Source organism: Bacillus sp. LNXM12-1 (genome assembly GCF_003004375.1).
Taxonomy (GTDB): Bacteria; Bacillota; Bacilli; order Bacillales; family Bacillaceae; genus Bacillus.
On the sequence record NZ_PVWX01000001.1, the window covers coordinates 1,110,324 to 1,128,252 of the forward strand.

Annotated in this window: 15 protein-coding genes; 1 reads left to right on the top strand and 14 read right to left on the bottom strand. The window is 42.8% G+C overall.

Annotated elements, in window-relative coordinates; translation table 11 throughout:
* Window positions 1-3: 3 nt before the first annotated feature.
* The 5 genes from hemB to hemA are packed head-to-tail and all read right to left on the bottom strand — an operon-like array spanning window position 4 to window position 4,942.
* Window positions 4-975 carry a porphobilinogen synthase gene (gene hemB / locus C6Y07_RS05830; protein ID WP_034661673.1) on the bottom strand — a complete coding sequence of 324 codons (972 nt, stop codon included), beginning with the start codon at window positions 973-975 and terminating at the stop codon, window positions 4-6.
* A complete protein-coding gene (locus tag C6Y07_RS05835; RefSeq protein ID WP_106048519.1) occupies window positions 972-1,763 on the bottom strand; it encodes a uroporphyrinogen-III synthase in 792 nt (263 codons plus the stop codon). The genes hemB and C6Y07_RS05835 overlap by 4 nt, the downstream gene beginning before the upstream one ends.
* A complete protein-coding gene (gene hemC, locus C6Y07_RS05840) occupies window positions 1,760-2,695 on the bottom strand; it encodes a hydroxymethylbilane synthase (RefSeq protein ID WP_066030588.1) in 936 nt (311 codons plus the stop codon). The genes C6Y07_RS05835 and hemC overlap by 4 nt, the downstream gene beginning before the upstream one ends.
* Window positions 2,696-2,736: 41 nt before the next feature.
* Window positions 2,737-3,567, bottom strand: a complete 831-nt coding sequence (locus tag C6Y07_RS05845; RefSeq protein ID WP_034661681.1) for a cytochrome c biogenesis protein — start codon at window positions 3,565-3,567, stop codon at window positions 2,737-2,739.
* 7 nt (window positions 3,568-3,574) lie between these two features.
* Window positions 3,575-4,942 carry a glutamyl-tRNA reductase gene (gene hemA / locus C6Y07_RS05850; RefSeq protein WP_012010780.1) on the bottom strand — a complete coding sequence of 456 codons (1,368 nt, stop codon included), beginning with the start codon at window positions 4,940-4,942 and terminating at the stop codon, window positions 3,575-3,577.
* Window positions 4,943-5,184: 242 nt separating this feature from the next.
* Between hemA and C6Y07_RS05855 the strand changes: the two genes are divergently transcribed.
* The gene (locus C6Y07_RS05855; RefSeq protein WP_060596895.1) at window positions 5,185-5,670 is read left to right on the top strand and encodes a hypothetical protein; all 486 of its coding nucleotides are present in this window, start codon (window positions 5,185-5,187) and stop codon (window positions 5,668-5,670) included.
* Window positions 5,671-5,715: 45 nt separating this feature from the next.
* Here the strand turns inward: C6Y07_RS05855 and yihA are convergent, their stop codons facing one another.
* The 9 genes from yihA to leuB all read right to left on the bottom strand — a co-directional run bounded on the left by yihA (window position 5,716) and on the right by leuB (window position 17,924).
* Window positions 5,716-6,303, bottom strand: a complete 588-nt coding sequence (gene yihA / locus C6Y07_RS05860) for a ribosome biogenesis GTP-binding protein YihA/YsxC (RefSeq protein WP_034661689.1) — start codon at window positions 6,301-6,303, stop codon at window positions 5,716-5,718.
* On the bottom strand, window positions 6,300-8,624 hold the full coding sequence (gene lon, locus C6Y07_RS05865) for an endopeptidase La (protein WP_066030587.1): 2,325 nt from the start codon (window positions 8,622-8,624) through the stop codon (window positions 6,300-6,302). The genes yihA and lon overlap by 4 nt, the downstream gene beginning before the upstream one ends.
* Before the next feature lie 171 nt (window positions 8,625-8,795).
* Window positions 8,796-10,457, bottom strand: coding sequence for an ATP-dependent protease LonB (gene lonB / locus C6Y07_RS05870; protein ID WP_012010784.1), 1,662 nt, complete (start codon window positions 10,455-10,457; stop codon window positions 8,796-8,798).
* Window positions 10,458-10,593: 136 nt separating this feature from the next.
* The gene (gene clpX, locus C6Y07_RS05875) at window positions 10,594-11,859 is read right to left on the bottom strand and encodes an ATP-dependent protease ATP-binding subunit ClpX (RefSeq protein WP_012010785.1); all 1,266 of its coding nucleotides are present in this window, start codon (window positions 11,857-11,859) and stop codon (window positions 10,594-10,596) included.
* A gap of 251 nt (window positions 11,860-12,110) precedes the next feature.
* Window positions 12,111-13,385 carry a trigger factor gene (gene tig, locus C6Y07_RS05880; RefSeq protein ID WP_060596897.1) on the bottom strand — a complete coding sequence of 425 codons (1,275 nt, stop codon included), beginning with the start codon at window positions 13,383-13,385 and terminating at the stop codon, window positions 12,111-12,113.
* 239 nt (window positions 13,386-13,624) lie between these two features.
* On the bottom strand, window positions 13,625-14,632 hold the full coding sequence (gene ddcA, locus C6Y07_RS05885) for a DNA damage checkpoint antagonist DdcA (protein WP_066030586.1): 1,008 nt from the start codon (window positions 14,630-14,632) through the stop codon (window positions 13,625-13,627).
* A gap of 125 nt (window positions 14,633-14,757) precedes the next feature.
* Window positions 14,758-15,357 carry a 3-isopropylmalate dehydratase small subunit gene (gene leuD / locus C6Y07_RS05890; RefSeq protein WP_060596899.1) on the bottom strand — a complete coding sequence of 200 codons (600 nt, stop codon included), beginning with the start codon at window positions 15,355-15,357 and terminating at the stop codon, window positions 14,758-14,760.
* Window positions 15,358-15,370: 13 nt separating this feature from the next.
* Window positions 15,371-16,786, bottom strand: a complete 1,416-nt coding sequence (gene leuC / locus C6Y07_RS05895; RefSeq protein WP_034661700.1) for a 3-isopropylmalate dehydratase large subunit — start codon at window positions 16,784-16,786, stop codon at window positions 15,371-15,373.
* 40 nt (window positions 16,787-16,826) lie between these two features.
* Complete coding sequence (leuB, locus tag C6Y07_RS05900) at window positions 16,827-17,924, bottom strand: 3-isopropylmalate dehydrogenase (RefSeq protein WP_060596900.1); 1,098 nt, start codon at window positions 17,922-17,924, stop codon at window positions 16,827-16,829.
* Window positions 17,925-17,929 lie beyond the last annotated feature (5 nt).

A 17,929-nucleotide genomic window follows, 5' to 3' on the forward strand; every position in this document is an offset into this window, starting at 1 on the left:
TCTTTATTCTGAGAGCCATTTGGCTGCATCTTTTGCATGATACGTAATGATGAGCTCTGCTCCTGCACGTTTCATGCTTGTCAGCATTTCAAGAACAAGCTCTTTTTCAGAAATCCAGCCATTTTGAGCAGCGGCTTTGACCATTGCATATTCTCCGCTCACATTGTAAGCAACAACAGGGAGTGTAAATTCATTTTTGACATCACGCATAATATCTAAATAAGAAAGGGATGGTTTGACAATGAGGAAATCAGCCCCCTCTTCTACATCAGACTGCGCTTCTCTGAGTGCCTCTAAACGGTTTGCAGGGTCCATTTGGTATGTTTTACGATCTCCAAACTGCGGTGTGCTATGCGCCGCGTCACGAAACGGGCCGTAAAAAGCACTTGCATATTTCACAGCATATGACATGACAGGTACATGAATAAAGCCAGCTTCATCAAGTGCCTCACGAATGGCCACAACAAATCCATCCATCATATTGGAAGGAGCAATGATATCTGCACCTGCGCGCGCTTGGCTAACAGCTGTTTTCGCTAAAAGCTGAAGAGATTCATCATTTAAAATTTCACCATCTTCAACGATGCCGCAATGTCCATGATCTGTATATTGGCATAAGCAAGTGTCTGCAATGACCACAAGTTCTGGGAAATGCTTTTTGATCTCAAGCGTCGCTCTTTGAACAATGCCATGGTCGTGATACGCCTCACTGCCCACATGGTCTTTATGATCTGGAACACCAAATACAATAATTGATTTGATGCCTAGGTCGACAAGTTCTTGGACTTCTTCTTTTACAAGGTCCACTGAAATGTGATAAACACCCGGCATTGAAGGGACTTCTTTTCGGACATTTTCTCCCTCTACAAAAAAGATCGGATAAATGAAATCAGATGGTCTTAAAAAGGTTTCTCTGACTAATTCTCTCATTCCTGCGCTTGTCCGCAGTCTGCGGTGTCTGTTAAATTTCATCATTGGTTCAACTTCCTTTCAGATAAACGGCACATCAATTCAAGCATTCCGTCTACCGTATAAGTATCTGGGGTTTCAGAAGAAATCCCGTATTGAAGCAGTGCCTCTTTTGTCAGAGGACCGATCGTCACAAAACAGGTGCCAGAAGCAGCCAGCTTCGCTGCATCTGCCTCCATGGCATGCATAAATGAATGGACAGTGGATGAGCTCGTAAATGTAATAAAATCAAATGATTGCTTCGTCATCGCCGTTTTGAGAGCGGCAATACCTTCCTCATCCTTGACGGTTTCATATAAAATCCATTCCTTTACTTCTATGCCAAGCGGAATGAGGGTTTTCTTCACGACATCTCGAGACAGGTGTCCTTTTGCTACAAACACACGCTCTCCCCGACGCACATGGTCAAGTAACGCATCTGCGAGCTCTTCCGCTATGAATCGTTCTGGTACCACATCCACCTTCAAGCCGTGCTGCTCAAGATAGGCAGAGGTTTTCTCACCTACAGCAGCCACTTTCAAATGCGATAAACTCTTATGTAAATGATGGTCCTTTATGTAGCTCAGAAAAAAAGACGCACCATTCACACTCGTGAAAACAAGCCATTGGCTATTTTCTAAGTCCTTTAAAAAGGCCTGCGCTTTTTCTTTTGTGAGCGTAGGCTCAAACCGAATAAGAGAGGTTAAAACAGCATGGCCGTTCAGCTCTTCAATCTTTTGCTGAAACACACCCGCTTGACGTTCATTTCGAGTGACAAGCACCGTCTGTCCGTGAAGCGATTTGCCTATGGTCATTGGGAGGACAGATCCTTTTTCACCTTGTCGATTAAATCCTTTGCTCCCTTATCAGCCATCTGCTTCGCACATGCTGTCCCAATTGCCTCAGGGTCAGTGCCTGATACAGTTTCTCGAATAATCGTGTGTCCGTCAGCAGATGCCACAAGACCCGTCAGTTCAATTTCATCACGCTCATTCATCGTTGCATAGCCAGCGATCGGCACCTGACAGCTGCCATCCATTTGTTTGAGGAAGGCTCTTTCAGCGAGAACCGTTTTCTTCGTATATTCATTCGTAAATTGAGCGAGGAGCTGCAATAGCTCTTCATCATCCCCGCGGCACTCAATCGACAAAGCGCCTTGGCCAACGGCGGGCAGGCAAGTCTCAGGAGATAAAAATTCCGACACAACCTCTTTGCTCCATCCCATTCTGGACAGCCCAGCAGCCGCTAGAATAATGGCATCATATTCTTCATTTTTCAGCTTTTCCAATCTTGTATCAATGTTTCCTCGAATCCATTTAATTTCAAGATCTGGTCTTTCCTGAAGAAGCTGGGCACTGCGCCGTAAGCTGCTTGTTCCCACAATAGCACCCTTCGGCAGTTCATGAAGACGCAGATGATCCTTCGAAATAAGAGCGTCCCTTACATCTTCACGCTCAGGAATACAGCCGATGACTAAACCTTCAGGAAGAGCAGCCGGCATATCCTTCATACTGTGAACCGCCATATCGATGTCATGATTCAGCATCGCCTGTTCAATTTCTTTGACAAACAGTCCTTTTCCGCCAACCTTTGATAAGGTCACATCTAAAATTTGATCACCCTTTGTCACAATCTCTTTTATTTCAAAAGAATAAGAAGGGTTTAGTTCAGACAGCTTTTGAATAACCCATTTTGTTTGTGTAATTGCAAGCTTACTTCTTCTAGAACCTACTTTAATTGTACGCAATACGTCTTCCTCCCGACAATGCCCTTTAGACTCATCATTATTTATTGAAACCAATGAAAGGTTGATAAGCTACCAAGCAGAAAATAATTGATCATCAGCACAATGAATGAACCGACATTCCACAGTGCCACGATTTTGCCCTGCATATTTCTCACCAATCTGATATATAAGTAAAAGCCGTATAAAAACAGCATAATAAACGAACCAAGCACCTTTGCATCTGTCCAGTACAACGTATCATACGAAATATATGCCCAAATGATGCCAAGAATCAAACTAAGCAAGAGCATTGGCACACCAATAATGTTTAATACGTACGCCATATGATCAAGCTTCGATAAATCTTCAATTCTCAGAAGCCATTTTCCCCATTTTTTCTTTTTCAGCAAACGATATTGAAAGAGATAGAGAAGGGAGAAAGCAAATGAAAGTGAAAAAGCACCGTATGATAAAATCGCCATCGTAATATGAATCACAAGCAGTTCACTCGTCAGCTTCCCCGTTAGTTCTGCTGAGTGGAGATCAGATGGTGTAAAGGTGTGAATCGCCATCATGGAAAAACCGATGACATTTGTAAAAAAGACAATAAATTCAACACGCAATACTTTTGTGAGAACAAGTGAAAGTGTCACAAGCACCCACGTATAAAAATATAAACCCTCTGCTACATTCAACACAGGGAATCGGTCTGTTTCCATCATAATATAGAACATGTAGACTGTTTGCAGCAGCCAGACAATAGAAAGCAACCAGAAAGCCATTTTTCCAGCCTTCCGGTTGTGTTGAAGAAAATCTATGAAATAGAACAAGACACTTAGTGCATAGATCAAGGTCGTCGCTTCGCCTAGTCTCGCTACAATGGATTCCATCATCGCTTAATCACTCACTGGCAACTGTAGCAAAGCCTTGTGCCATATTTGGTTTGAACAGCTGAAATGACCCTTGCTCCACCTGTACAGGCTCCACCTTTTGCTCTTCATCTTCAACCTGTAAATCAAAGATTTCTTTGAAGAGTAAAAGTTTTTCCTCTGCATTCGGCTCCGCGGCAATTTCTTTTGCCTTTAAGATAGGATCTTTCAGCATTTGATTAATAATGCTTTTCGTATGTTTATTTAATAGCTTCATTTCACGGTGTGTGAGGTTCGGAAGCTTTCGTTCAATACTCTGCATCGTATCCGCTTGAATCGTCAGCGCCTTTTCTCTAAGTGCAGAAATGACAGGAACCACACCAAGCGTATTCAGCCATTGCTTAAATTCCACAATTTCTGCTTCAATGAGGAGCTCAACCTGCTCAGCCACCGCACGACGCTCTTTTAAGTTGGCTGCCACGATGCCCTCAAGGTCATCAATGTCATACAAAAAAGCACCTTCTACTTCAGAAATGGCTGGATCTAAATCACGGGGCACAGCAATATCCACCATAAATAGAGGTCTGCCCTTCCGCTTTTTATTCGCACTTTCGACCATTTCCTTTGTAATGACAAATTGTTTCGCACCAGTGGAGCTAATTAAAATGTCCGCTTCGGATAATGTTTTTTCCAATTGGTTTAAGCTTTTAGGCTCTCCTGAAAAACGACCCGCCAATTCTTTTGCTTTCTCATACGTTCGATTGATGACCGTTACTTGACCAATCCCTTGACCTTGAAGGTTTTGAGCCGCTAGTTCGCCCATTTTACCCGCACCAAGAATCAGGACATGTTTATCAGAAAGACGTCCAAAGATTTTTTTCGCAAGCTCGACAGCTGCATAGCTGACAGACACGGCATTAGACGCAATGTCTGTTTCCGCATGAGAGCGTTTTGCAACGGTGACCGCCTGTTTAAATAAATAATTGAAAACGGTACCAATGGTCTTCTCCTCTTGAGCTACTTTAAAGCTAGAGCGCACTTGACCAAGTATTTGTGTTTCGCCAATCACCATGGAATCAAGTCCACAGGCCACACGGAATAAATGCTCAACCGCTCCATCATTTTCATAGAACTTCAAATAAGGAGAGACATCTTCTTTTTCTAAACCGAACCAATCGGCTAAAAATCTTTTTATATAAAACCGTCCAGTATGAAGCTGATCTACCACTGCGTAGATCTCTGTTCGATTACATGTTGAGATGACGATATTCTCTAGAATGCTTTTTTCTTCTTTAAGCTTGGACATCGCTGTTCCGAGCTCGCTCGGTTCAAAGCTCAGCTGTTCCCGTATCTCAACAGGGGCTGTTTTATAATCTAAACCCACAACAAGAATATGCATAACTTCAGCTTGCACCCCCAACGCCCTGTCTAATTTATAATAATTACAATATAGAATTTATTATTTATAATGATTATAACATATATTCATTTTTAACTGGATGAAAATTGTGAACAGATTTCAAAAATGTTGTGATATAGTAGAAAAATGTTCGACACTAATTATGCCATATCATCACTTCAAGCAATTTACCAGATTTGGCGCGTGCGGACAAATGATCTGCTTAAAAGAAGGTGACATCTTTGAAGAAAAAATCCATTTTGCTGCCGCTCACTTTGCTGGCTGTAGCGCTATATGCCATTCTCTCAGGAGGTCAATTTGACATTTGGAAGGATCAAGAGAAATGGTATACACTCATACTGCTTTTTGGCCTCGCTTTCTTATATCAAGGAAAGAAGGAGCAAGAAAGCGCTCATGTGTTTATCGGTATGCTTATGACGGGCCTTTCGCTACACTTTATTCTTCAACCAAAATTAGACCACTGGCCAGACACATTTACAATGATCGTATTCATCGTTGGACTTGCACTCTTTATGAAATCATCTCAGAAAAAAGAATATCGTATTGAAAGTGTTGTTCTCATTGCACTCGGTCTGTTCCTTTATTTCTTTCAGCAAATTACAAAACAGCTAAGTTCCCTTTCGATCCCTACTTCCGGTTTTGAATTGTACTGGCCTTATGTACTGATTGCTGTCAGTCTCCTCTTATTATTTTTAAAAAGGAAATAACTTATACAATAAAAAGGCATCTGTCCATGACAGATGCCTTTTCTTTTAGCTGTTAATCTTCGCAAGGATGGCGTTCCAGGCTTCGTCTTTTCCCTTTTTCGTTTCAGAAGAGAACAGGACTAGTTCATCTGATGGGTCAATGTCGAGTGTCTGTTTGACGACTTTCGCATGTTTTTCCCATTTGCCTTTTGGAATTTTGTCCGCCTTTGTTGCGATGACGATTACGGGAACTCCGTAATATTTCAGAAATTCATACATGTTCACATCATCTACTGATGGCTTATGACGCAGGTCCACAATTTGGACGACTGCTTTTAATTCTTCACGCATTGTAATATACGTTTCGATCATTCTACCCCAGGCTTCGCGCTCTGTCTTTGATACTTTAGCAAAGCCGTAGCCTGGAACGTCCACAAAATGGAGCATATCATTGATGATGTAGAAATTAAGCGTTTGAGTCTTACCTGGTTTAGAAGACGTACGCGCTAAATTTTTACGATTAATCAATGAGTTGATGAACGAGGACTTCCCAACATTTGATCGTCCAGCAAGAGCGATTTCAGGCAGTCCCCCGCTCGGGTACTGCTCTGGTTTTACCGCACTAATGACGATATCTGATTTTGTTACTTTCATCTTCCCTCTCCTACCAACGCTTTCTCAAGCACCTCATCTAAATGTGAGACCGGAATAAAGGTTAGTCCTTCTCTCACACTTTCAGGAATATCATCAATATCCTTCTCATTGTCCTTTGGAAGAATAATGGTTTTCAGTCCTGCGCGATGTGCGCCTAATGCTTTTTCTTTTAGTCCGCCAATTGGAAGCACTCTTCCTCTTAACGTAATCTCTCCTGTCATACCAACCTCTTTTGACACAGGTCGTCCTGTGAGTGCTGATACAAGAGCCGTCGCAATGGTGATACCAGCTGATGGCCCGTCCTTTGGAACCGCACCCTCTGGAACATGGATATGAATATCATGCTTTTCATTAAAATTAGGATCAATGTTCAGTTCATCTGCTTTCGAACGAATATAACTGAATGCCGCCTGTGCAGATTCTCTCATGACATCACCAAGCTTCCCTGTTAACAAGAGCTTGCCTTTACCGGGAGAAAGTGATACCTCAATCGACAAGGTGTCTCCGCCAACAGTGGTATACGCAAGTCCTGTGACAACCCCCACTTGGTCTGTCGTTTCAGCCTGGCCATAACGGTAAAGTCTTTTTCCGAGAAATTCAGATAAATTCTTTTCCGTCACCGTGATGCGTTTGCGGTCTTCAGCCACAATCGCTCTTGCCGCTTTACGGCATATTGCCGCAAGCTGACGCTCTAATCCACGAACACCCGCTTCTCTTGTGTAATAGCGAATCGTATCATAAATCGCTGCTTCACGAAGCTGCAAGTTCCCTTTCTTTAATCCGTGCTCCTTTAGCTGCTTCGGCAGAAGGTGATCTTTCACAATTTCTGCTTTTTCAACCTCTGTATACCCTGCAATCGTGATAATCTCCATTCTATCACGAAGTGGACCTGGAATGGTTGCTAAATTGTTGGCAGTGGCAATAAATAGCACCTGAGACAAATCAAATGTTTCTTCAATATAGTGATCGCTAAAGTTATGATTTTGCTCTGGGTCTAAGACTTCGAGCATCGCTGAAGATGGATCACCTCTAAAATCAGAGGACATCTTATCGATTTCATCTAAAAGGAACACCGGATTCATCGTTCCTGCCTTGCTCATTCCGCGAATGATACGGCCTGGCATCGCACCTACATACGTTCTTCTATGTCCACGAATCTCAGACTCATCGCGCACACCGCCAAGGGAGATCCGGATAAACTTTCGGTCAAGTGATTTGGCAATGGATTTGGCAAGTGACGTTTTCCCTACCCCAGGAGGTCCTGCTAAGCAAAGAATCGGTCCTTTTAATGAATTGGTCAGCTTCTGTACAGCAAGATATTCAAGCACTCGTTCTTTGACCTTTTCCAGCCCGTGATGCTCATCATCTAAAATTTCACTTGCAAGCTTTAAATCTAGACGATCTTCTGTATAGATGCCCCATGGAAGGCTGATCAGCCAATCAATATAATTTCGAATCACAGAGCTCTCAGCAGAGCTTGAAGGAATTTTTTCATAACGATTCAATTCTTTGAGCGCCGTTTCACGAACAGAATCCGGCATGCTCGACTCTTCGATTTTAGACATTAAAGAACTGACTTCGCCAGTTTTTCCTTCTTTGTCTCCAAGCTCCTTTTGAATGGCTTTCATTTGTTCACGCAAATAATATTCTTTTTGCGTTCGTTCCATTGAACGTTTCACGCGCTGCCCGATTTTCTTTTCAATCTCGAGTACTTCTTTTTCATTGTGAATTAAGCTGATGACCCGGTTCAGCCGTTTTTTGACATCCACTGTTTCCAGTACTTCTTGTTTGTCCTTTAATTTGAGCGGCAGGTGAGAAGCAACGATATCTGCCATTCTCCCTGGTTCCTCAATATCCGTCACTGTTGCATATGTTTCAGCTGAGATTTTTTTTGAAATTTTTATGTATTGATCAAAGTGATCTAACAATGTACGCATGAGTGCTTCTGCTTCTGCGTCCTTTAAATCTTCTTCTGCCAATTCTTTTATGTCGACGGACGTATAGTCCTCCAGCTCTACGTATGATTCGATCTGCGCTCGATTCAAGCCTTCAACGAGTACACGAATCGTTCCATTTGGCAGCTTCAGCATTTGTTTAATTTTTGTGTAGGTGCCGACTTTGAAAATTTCCTCTTCACCTGGTTCATCTATTGAAATTTCCCGCTGTGTTGCTAGAAAAATCATATGATCGTTCATCATCGCCTGTTCTAATGCTTGAACAGACTTCTCGCGTCCAACGTCCAAATGCAAGACCATTGTTGGATAAACAAGTAAACCTCGCAATGGAAGGAGCGGAACATTCTTTTTGATTTCATCTGCCATGTTGATTGACACCTCCGTCACTAGTATGAATCATTATAATATACCTGTTTCAGTCTTGTACAATGTAAAAGACTTGAGAAATGTTGATCTTACCGTAGTATACCCTTTCTTTTTATCATGAAAAAGAAAAAAAGATCTATTTCACTAAAAAATCCCCATATGTGATGGGGATTAAACAGATTTTCTTTTCATTTCGTCTTCTAGTCCATCTTTCTTCTCGTCTGGCGGGTTGACCAAACACTGATCCAGCACTTCTTGGAAGTGCTTCACAGGCACAATGGTGACCCCTTCAATCTCTTTTAAGATCGACTGCTGGTTGTCATAAGGAATAATGACGGTTGTGGCACCAGCTTGTTTCGCTGCCTTAATCTTCGGTATCACACCGCCGATCGGCTTCACCTGACCCTGCAATCCGATTTCACCCGTCATGGCTGTCAGATGATCGATCGGGATTTGATGTATGGCTGAGAAGATCGCGGTCGCCATGGCAATCCCAGCAGACGGTCCATCAATAGGGGCACCGCCTGGAAAATTAATATGGATGTCATATTCATTTGTCCGAATGCCTAAATTTCGAAGCACCGTTAATACATTTTCAACTGACCCTTTGGCCATACTTTTTCGTCTAATGGATTTCGACTGATTGCCAATGCTTTCTTCTTCTGCAATGCCTGTAATGTTGATACTGCCTTTTTCAAGCGCCTTACAGATGTTCACTTCAATCTCAAGCAGGGCGCCGCTGTTTGGTCCATAAACGGCCAGTCCATTGACTACCCCCACTTTTGGCTTTTCTGGTACTTTTTGTTCATATCTTGGTGTCAGCTGGCTTGAATGAATGACCCATTCTACATCTTCGATCGTGATGTCTTTTCGGTTTTCCGTGACAGCCATACCAGCGGCAATCTGCACCATGTTGACCGCTTCACGTCCATTTTTCACATAGGATGTTAAAAGGTTCAGCCCTTCATCACTTAATTCCTTTTGAATTTTTTGGACAGCCTTGGCAGCGACGATTTTCAGTTCATGCTGGTCAAGGTCCTTAAAGAAAATTTCCAGACACCTTGACCGGATCGCTGGTGGAATTTCGTCAGGCGTTCTTGTCGTGGCACCAATCAATCGAAAATCGGCCGGAAGCCCATTTTGGAAAATATCATGAATGTGATTTGGGATTTGGGTATTTTCTTCACTGTAGTAGGCACTGTCTAAAAAGACTTTCCGATCTTCAAGCACTTTGAGCATTTTGTTCATTTGGATCGGATGCAGCTCGCCAATTTCATCGATAAACAGAACCCCGCCATGAGCATGTGTGACGGCTCCTTGTTTTGGCTGCGGAATGCCTGCCTGTCCCATTGCTCCAGCCCCTTGGTAAATCGGGTCATGCACGGAACCAATGAGCGGGTCTGCGATGCCTCGTTCATCGAATCTCGCGGTTGTGGCATCGAGCTCTACAAAGACCGCATCTTTCTTAAACGGTGAATCAGCGTGACGCTTCGCTTCTTCCATCACAAGACGGGCAGCGGCTGTTTTACCGACTCCCGGTGGTCCGTAGACGATGACATGCTGAGGATTCGGCCCGCATAGTGCCGCTTTTAGTGCACGAATGCCGTCTTCCTGCCCTACAATATCTTGAAACCCCTTTGGCCGGACTCTCTCTGATAAAGGTTCACTCAGCTTGATTGACCGCATCTTTCTGAGTGCTTCCATTTCTTTCTTTGACTCTTTGTCTATCGTCACCTTTTGTGTGCGCTGATTTCGCAGTAAGTTCCAAAAGTACAGCCCGATGACGATACCAAAGAACAGCTGTATGAATAATACGATTCCTGTCCAGCTCAATCGGTGCTCCCTCCTTCATCTATCGTATGTATTGGTTTCTGTCTGCTAGTATTTCCTAGAGCTGGACGGAATAAACACAACTTCCACGATAAATAAAAAACTCCTGAATCAAAAAGATTCAGGAGTGAGACTACCCTTATGCAGATGTTTTCGTATCTTTATTGACGACTGTGCCGTCCTTTAACACAAGACGCGGCGACTCGCCATCGGCAACCGTTGCACCAGTGATCACACATTTTTCAATATCATCACGTGATGGAAGGTCAAACATCACATCAAGCATGATGCCTTCAATGATTGAACGTAGACCACGAGCTCCTGTTTTACGCTCAATTGCTTTTTTCGCAATTTCGCTAAGAGCATCTTCTTCAAACTCAAGCTCTACATCATCAAGCTCAAGCATTTTTGTATACTGCTTAACGAGCGCATTTTTAGGCTTCGTCAAGATCTCTACAAGTGCTTTTTCATCTAACGGCTCTAGGCTTGCAATAACCGGTAGACGACCGATGAATTCCGGGATTAAACCGAAGCGAAGCAAGTCTTCTGGGAGTACTTTTGATAGAAGGACTTCTTTTTCAAGATCTTCGATTTTATTTTCCGCACCGAATCCAATGACTTTTTGACCTAGGCGGCGTTTGATGATTTGCTCAATGCCGTCAAAGGCTCCACCACAAATAAAGAGGATATTTGTTGTATCGATTTGAATGAATTCTTGATGAGGATGCTTACGTCCACCTTGAGGCGGTACACTAGCGACAGTTCCTTCAAGAATTTTCAATAGTGCTTGCTGAACACCTTCCCCAGATACATCACGAGTGATAGAAGGGTTTTCTGATTTTCTTGCTACTTTATCGATTTCATCGATGTAGATAATGCCTTTTTCCGCTTTTTCTACATCATAATCGGCTGCTTGGATCAGCTTTAGTAAAATATTCTCTACGTCTTCACCAACATAACCTGCTTCAGTTAATGATGTTGCATCTGCAATCGCAAATGGCACATTTAAAATACGAGCAAGCGTTTGAGCAAGTAAAGTTTTACCGCTTCCTGTTGGCCCAATCATAGAGATATTACTTTTTGAAAGCTCAACATCATCAATCTTGCTGTTGGAATTGATCCGTTTGTAGTGGTTATACACCGCTACAGCTAAGGATTTCTTCGCATTTTCTTGTCCGATGACATATTCATCAAGAATCTCCCGAATTTCATGAGGCTTCGGAACATCCTTGAATTCAACTTCTTCCTCAGTGCCGAGCTCTTCTTCAACTATTTCCGTGCAAAGCTCGATACATTCATCACATATATATACGCCAGGTCCTGCGACCAGTTTACGCACTTGATCTTGCGTTTTTCCGCAAAACGAGCATTTTAATTGACCTTTTTCCTCGTTGAATTTAAACATTCTTTCACCCCTTATTCTTCTTCACTTGCCTGTAGCTAACAGTCAGCTACCTTTCTGGGTCCAGTATGTATGCATTTTACCATACTTTCCTAAAAGACGGTAATGATGTGTTTCTAACACTGCACATTGAGATATGTATAACAGAAAGATGCGACTTACACTATCGTTTCCAAAAGAAGCGATGATAAGTCAAAAATTGTACAAAACAAGGCACGAGTCACTCGCGCCCTGTTTTATTATTATGCACCATATTAACGGTTTTCTACAAGAAAATCAATTGCTTTGCGAACTTTTAGATCTTCTTTCATTGCGTCAGTAGATCCGATCGCTTGTTTGATATTTTCAATTGGCATGTTGTATGCTTCAGCCATTTTTGAAAGTTCTTCTTCTACTTCTTCATCAGACACTTGTAAGTTTTCTGCAGCAGCAATTGCTTCAAGTGTTAGGTTAGATTTCACGCGTTTAGCAGCATCTTCTTTCATTTGCTCTTTCAGCGCATTTTCATCTTGTCCTGAGAATTGGAAGTAAAGCTCAAGGTTCATTCCTTGCATTTGAAGGCGTTGTTCGAATTCTTTCATCATACGGTCTAGCTCTGTGTCAACCATCGCTTGAGGGATGTCAACTTCCGCATTTTCTGAAGCTTTCTCCACTAGCTCTTCACGAAGTTTACCTTCTGCTTCGTTTTCTTTCGCTTCTTCAAGACGTTTCTTCGTTTTTTCAGTTAGTTCAGCAAGAGTTTCTACTTCTTCATCAGCATCTTTCGCGAACTCATCGTCAAGTGCTGGAAGTTCTTTTGCTTTGATTTCGTGAATTTTCACTTTGAATACAGCTGGTTTACCTGCAAGGTCTTCAGCATGATATTCTTCTGGGAAAGTGACTTCTACGTCTTTTTCAGCGCCTGCTTCAAGACCAACTAACTGCTCTTCGAAACCAGGGATGAATGAACCAGAACCTACTTCAAGAGAGTAGTTTTCAGCTTTTCCGCCTTCGAATGCTTCTCCATCAACGAATCCTTCGAAATCAAGCACAACTGTATCGCCGTTTTCGATTGCGCCTTCTTCTTTGACAACAAGCTCAGCTTGACGGTTTTGCATGCCTTTTAACTCTTCTTGTACATCTTCATCAGTGACAGTAGCGTCGTCTTTTTCTACGTTAAGACCTTTGTAGTCACCAAGTTTCACTTCAGGCTTCACTGTTACTTTTGCAGTGAAGATTAAGCTTTCGCCTTTTTCGATTTTCTCAACATCGATTTCAGGGCGGTCAACTGGCTCGATACCAGCTTCGTCGATTGCTTTTGGATATTCAACTGGAAGAAGAATATCTAATGCATCTTGATAAAGAGATTCTACACCAAAACGCTGTTCGAAAAGACCACGTGGTACTTTCCCTTTACGGAATCCAGGGATCGATACTTGCTTGACAACCTTCTTAAACGCATCATCAAGTGCTTTGTTAAATGTTTCAGCATCAACTTCTACAGTTAGGACGCCTTCGTTACCTTCTTGTTTTTCCCATTTTACTGACATGTGTGTTTCCCTCCAAAAATCTATTCAGATTGTGCGTTGTTACATTCTAAAGCATCATAAAGACTTCGTCCAATCAAAAACCACGCACGCCGCTCAAGAAGCGGTATTATGTATACAACATTTGACTTGATTATACATATCGTCTTTCAACCGTTGGAATCTACAACTGCACGATATATGCACAAATACAACCATTATATTATAACATAACAAGTCCGTCTTTCAACTAAATCGACAAATTACAAATAAGAAATTTCTTCAATATCTTTCAGCATTGTGCAAGCTTCTCTCAGCTCTCGTTCATTAAATTCATACAATAGATGCAATTCTTCGAGGTCAATCTCAATCCCGTGCATTTCATAGCCGACTTTATGAAGTGCTGCTGCCCAAAGATTCGGATCTGTGTATTTAGGAAGAAATGGATAAAGCACAAATAAGTGCCGGCGCCATAACTCTTCCACGCCTTGGTAAAGGGTTGGGTTCTCATTGCCGAGTGTGTCATCGAGCTTACGAAGGACTTGCTGAAGTAGCGGCATCTGCTCTGGCTTAACAGCCTCAGAAGGAACAAGCGTTAAAGAATCACCGAATTTCGTCACATGAACCGGCTTTGCCACATCATGATCTGACAGAAGCTGCAGGATTAATGATTTGACCAAAGGGTTTCCATCAGGCTTTTGTAAGATCGTATTTAATAGACCCATGTGTGGTGTGATGTTCCGGTCTTTCAACGAATGGATGAACTGCACCTGCTCTTCTGGCCGCTCAAGCATATCATCTATATTGATTTCGCCGGCGTCCTCCTCATCTTCATCTAAAATCTGTTCAGGCGATTCAATCATTTTTCTACTAAATTCGAGCAGCTTGTAAAAATGCTCCGCGCTTTCTGCTGGAAGGTGGTTTTCCTCAAGTACTGCCTCAATTGTCTGCTTCACTTCTTCATATTCTTTCAGCTGAATTAAAATCGTCATATACACTTGAAGCACGGTGAAGTAATGACCATATCCCTCATGCAGCATCTTTTCACAAACACGCTTTGCATCCTGCAGCTCGCCCAGCTCCAGAAAACAAATCGCCATGCCGAGGTGAATATCGGATTCTTCATCGTCATCATAAGATTTCGCTTCTGAAAACAAGTGAAGCGCCTCTTGATACTGTTTATCTTTTAATGCTGCCATTCCTTTTTCAATCAGTCTTTCTTTCAGACCAGGAAACAAAATGACATTATCTTTCTTCTTGTCATGTTTCATGCTTACGTTCCTTTCGGGCGCATATTTTTTATCAGTTTACCAACGAAGGTTAGTAAACACAAGTAACGAGAGGTTTTCATGCAAAAAAGAAGCCGTCACACCTCGGGCGGACGGCTTCTTGTTGTTTACGCACGCAGCCAGCTGCTGCGCTTATCTTCAAATGCTTGAATGTCATCTTCTAGTAGTAAAGTTAATGAGATCTCATCATAGCCATTCAGGAGCATTTCTCTCCAGTGAGGATCCACATCAAAAGGAGTGATATTCCCTTCATGATCTTCTATTTGCTGTTTTTCCAGATCAACCGTCATCTCATACCCTTTGTTCTCATATGACGCAGCGAATGTTTTCCACACATCATAATCAAGACGAATCGGAAGCATCCCATTTTTAAAGCAGTTTTGGTGAAAAATATCTGCGAATGATGGTGCGATGACAATTTTGAAACCATAATCATCAAGTGCCCAAGGGGCATGTTCCCTTGATGATCCGCAGCCAAAGTTTTCTCCTGCGATCAAAATGGATGCTCCTTCATAAATCGGCTGATTCAGCTCGAAATCAGGATTTGGGCTGCCATCGGCTAAATACCGCCAGTCGAAAAAGGCAAACCGGCCATATCCTGTTCGTTCAATTCTTTTCAAAAATTGCTTCGGAATAATTTGATCTGTATCTACGTTGATACGGTTAAGCACAGCGGCTTTCCCTTTGTGTGTGACTAAAGGCTCCATCTATGACAACTCCTTACACGACTGTTTTCTCTTGATTAAACTTCCTGACATCGACAAATCGGCCATGTATTGCAGCCATTGCAGCCATTGCCGGGCTGACAAGATGCGTTCTCGCACCTTTTCCTTGACGTCCCTCAAAGTTACGGTTTGATGTGGATGCGCAGCGTTCGCCTTCTGGTACCACATCGTTATTCATGCTAAGACACATACTGCAGCCAGATTCTCTCCATTCAAATCCTGCTTCAAGGAAGATTTCATGAAGACCTTCTTCTTCTGCTTGCAATTTGACGCTTTGAGAGCCAGGCACGACAATCGCTCTGACATGATCAGCTACCTTTTGTCCTTCTATCATAGAAGCTGCTTGGCGTAAATCAGTCATTCTTGAGTTTGTACATGAGCCGATAAACACATGCTCAATCGTAATATCTTCAATACGCTGATGCGGATGAACACCCATGTATTCGTACGCACGAATCGCTTCTTTTTGATCATCCTCTTGTGCAAAATCCTCAGGTCCTGGGATCGACGCATCTACAGGCAGCACCATTCCTGGGTTAATTCCCCATGTGACCATTGGTGAAATCTCATTCCCATCTAAAACAATCGTTTTATCATAGGTTGCACCTGGATCTGTTTTAAGTTCTTCCCATTCTTTAATCGCTGCTTCGAAGTCTTCTCCCTGCGGTGCATATTTGCGGCCGCGGCAATATTCAAAGGTGACTTCATCAGGTGCAATCAATCCTGCTCTTGCGCCTGCTTCAATCGACATATTACAAACCGTCATGCGTTCATCCATCGTCATGTTTCTGAATACTTCCCCAGTGTATTCAATCACATAACCTGATCCGAACTTCACGCCATGCGCACCAATGACTGCTAAAATGACATCTTTGGCCGTTACCCCTTTTTGCAGCTTTCCGTCTACTCTAATTTCTAATGTTTTCGGACGCTGCTGCCAAAGCGTTTGTGTGGAAAGTACATGTTCAACCTCACTTGTACCGATTCCAAAAGCAAGTGCGCCAAACGCGCCATGAGTTGATGTATGACTATCTCCGCAAACGATTGTTTTCCCTGGCAGTGTCAACCCAAGCTCCGGTCCAACAACATGGACGATCCCTTGATCTACACTGTGAAGGTCAGCTAGACGGACACCAAATTCAGCACAGTTGCGCTCTAGAGCACTCACTTGTTTTTTAGCAATCTCATCTTTGATCACAAATCGATTCACAGTCGGGATATTGTGATCCATGGTCGCAAACGTGTTTTGAGGTCTTCTCACCTTTCGTCCTTTTTGTCTTAATCCTTCAAATGCTTGAGGTGATGTCACTTCATGCACTAAGTGCAGATCAATATATAAAAGGTCTGGTTTCCCCTCGCCGCTTTTGACAACGTGCTGATCCCATATTTTTTCGATGATTGTTCGAGGCATAACCCTTTTCCTCCCTCTACCTAATTCCACAAGATTCTATTTATACAATTGTTTTCACGCGCTGCTTGAGTGCGTCTACAACTGCATGAGTGATGTCTTCAGTTGTTTGATACGTTCCCTCTTTTGCCGATAAGTCCTTTGTTCGTTTGCCAGAGGCAAGAACAGCTTCCACAGCTTCTTCTATTGCAGCCGCTTCTTCTTCTAACGCAAAAGATGTTCTAAGCAAGCTAGCTGCCGACAAAATGGTTGCTAGAGGGTTTGCGACGTTTTGCCCCGCAATATCGGGTGCTGAACCATGAATCGGCTCATATAAATGGAGGCCGGTGCTTGATAGACTGGCAGATGGCAGCATACCGAGTGACCCAGTAATCATTGAAGCCTCGTCACTTAAAATGTCACCAAACATATTCTCTGTCACAATGACATCAAATTGAGCAGGCTTATAAATCAGCTGCATGGCGGCATTATCAACGAGCATGTGCTCATATTCGACGTCTGGATATTGAGAAGCCACTTCTTCTACCGCATCCCGCCATAGTTTACTAGAAGCAAGAACATTCGCTTTATCCACAGACGTTACTTTTTTCCGTCTCGTTAAGGCCATGTCGAATGCTTCTTTTAATACACGGACAATCTCTTCCTTTGTATAAAGAAGCGTATCAACCGCAGCTTCTTTTCCTTCTTCATCCGTGTAACGCTCGCTTGGTTCACCAAAATAGAGACCGCCTGTTAATTCACGAACGATGACAAAATCGACTCCGCTAATGTGATCCTGTTTTAACGGTGACGCCTCGCTTAAGCTATCGAACACTTTGACAGGACGGATGTTTGCAAATAAGTCCAGTTGTTTACGAATAGCGAGCAAGCCTTTTTCCGGACGAAGCTCTGGCGGGTTTTGATCCCATTTTGGTCCGCCGACTGCTCCTAATAAAATCGCATCAGCGCTCTTGCATACATCAACCGTTTCTTTTGGGAGCGGATTGTTTTTTTCATCTATTGCGATACCGCCAATGAGCGCCTTTTCGAATTCGAATTCGTGTTGAAATTGAGCCGCTGTCTCTTTGAGGACAGCGACCGCTGATGTCACAACTTCCGGTCCGATTCCATCGCCGGGCAAAAGTGCAATTTTCTTTTTCATGAGAA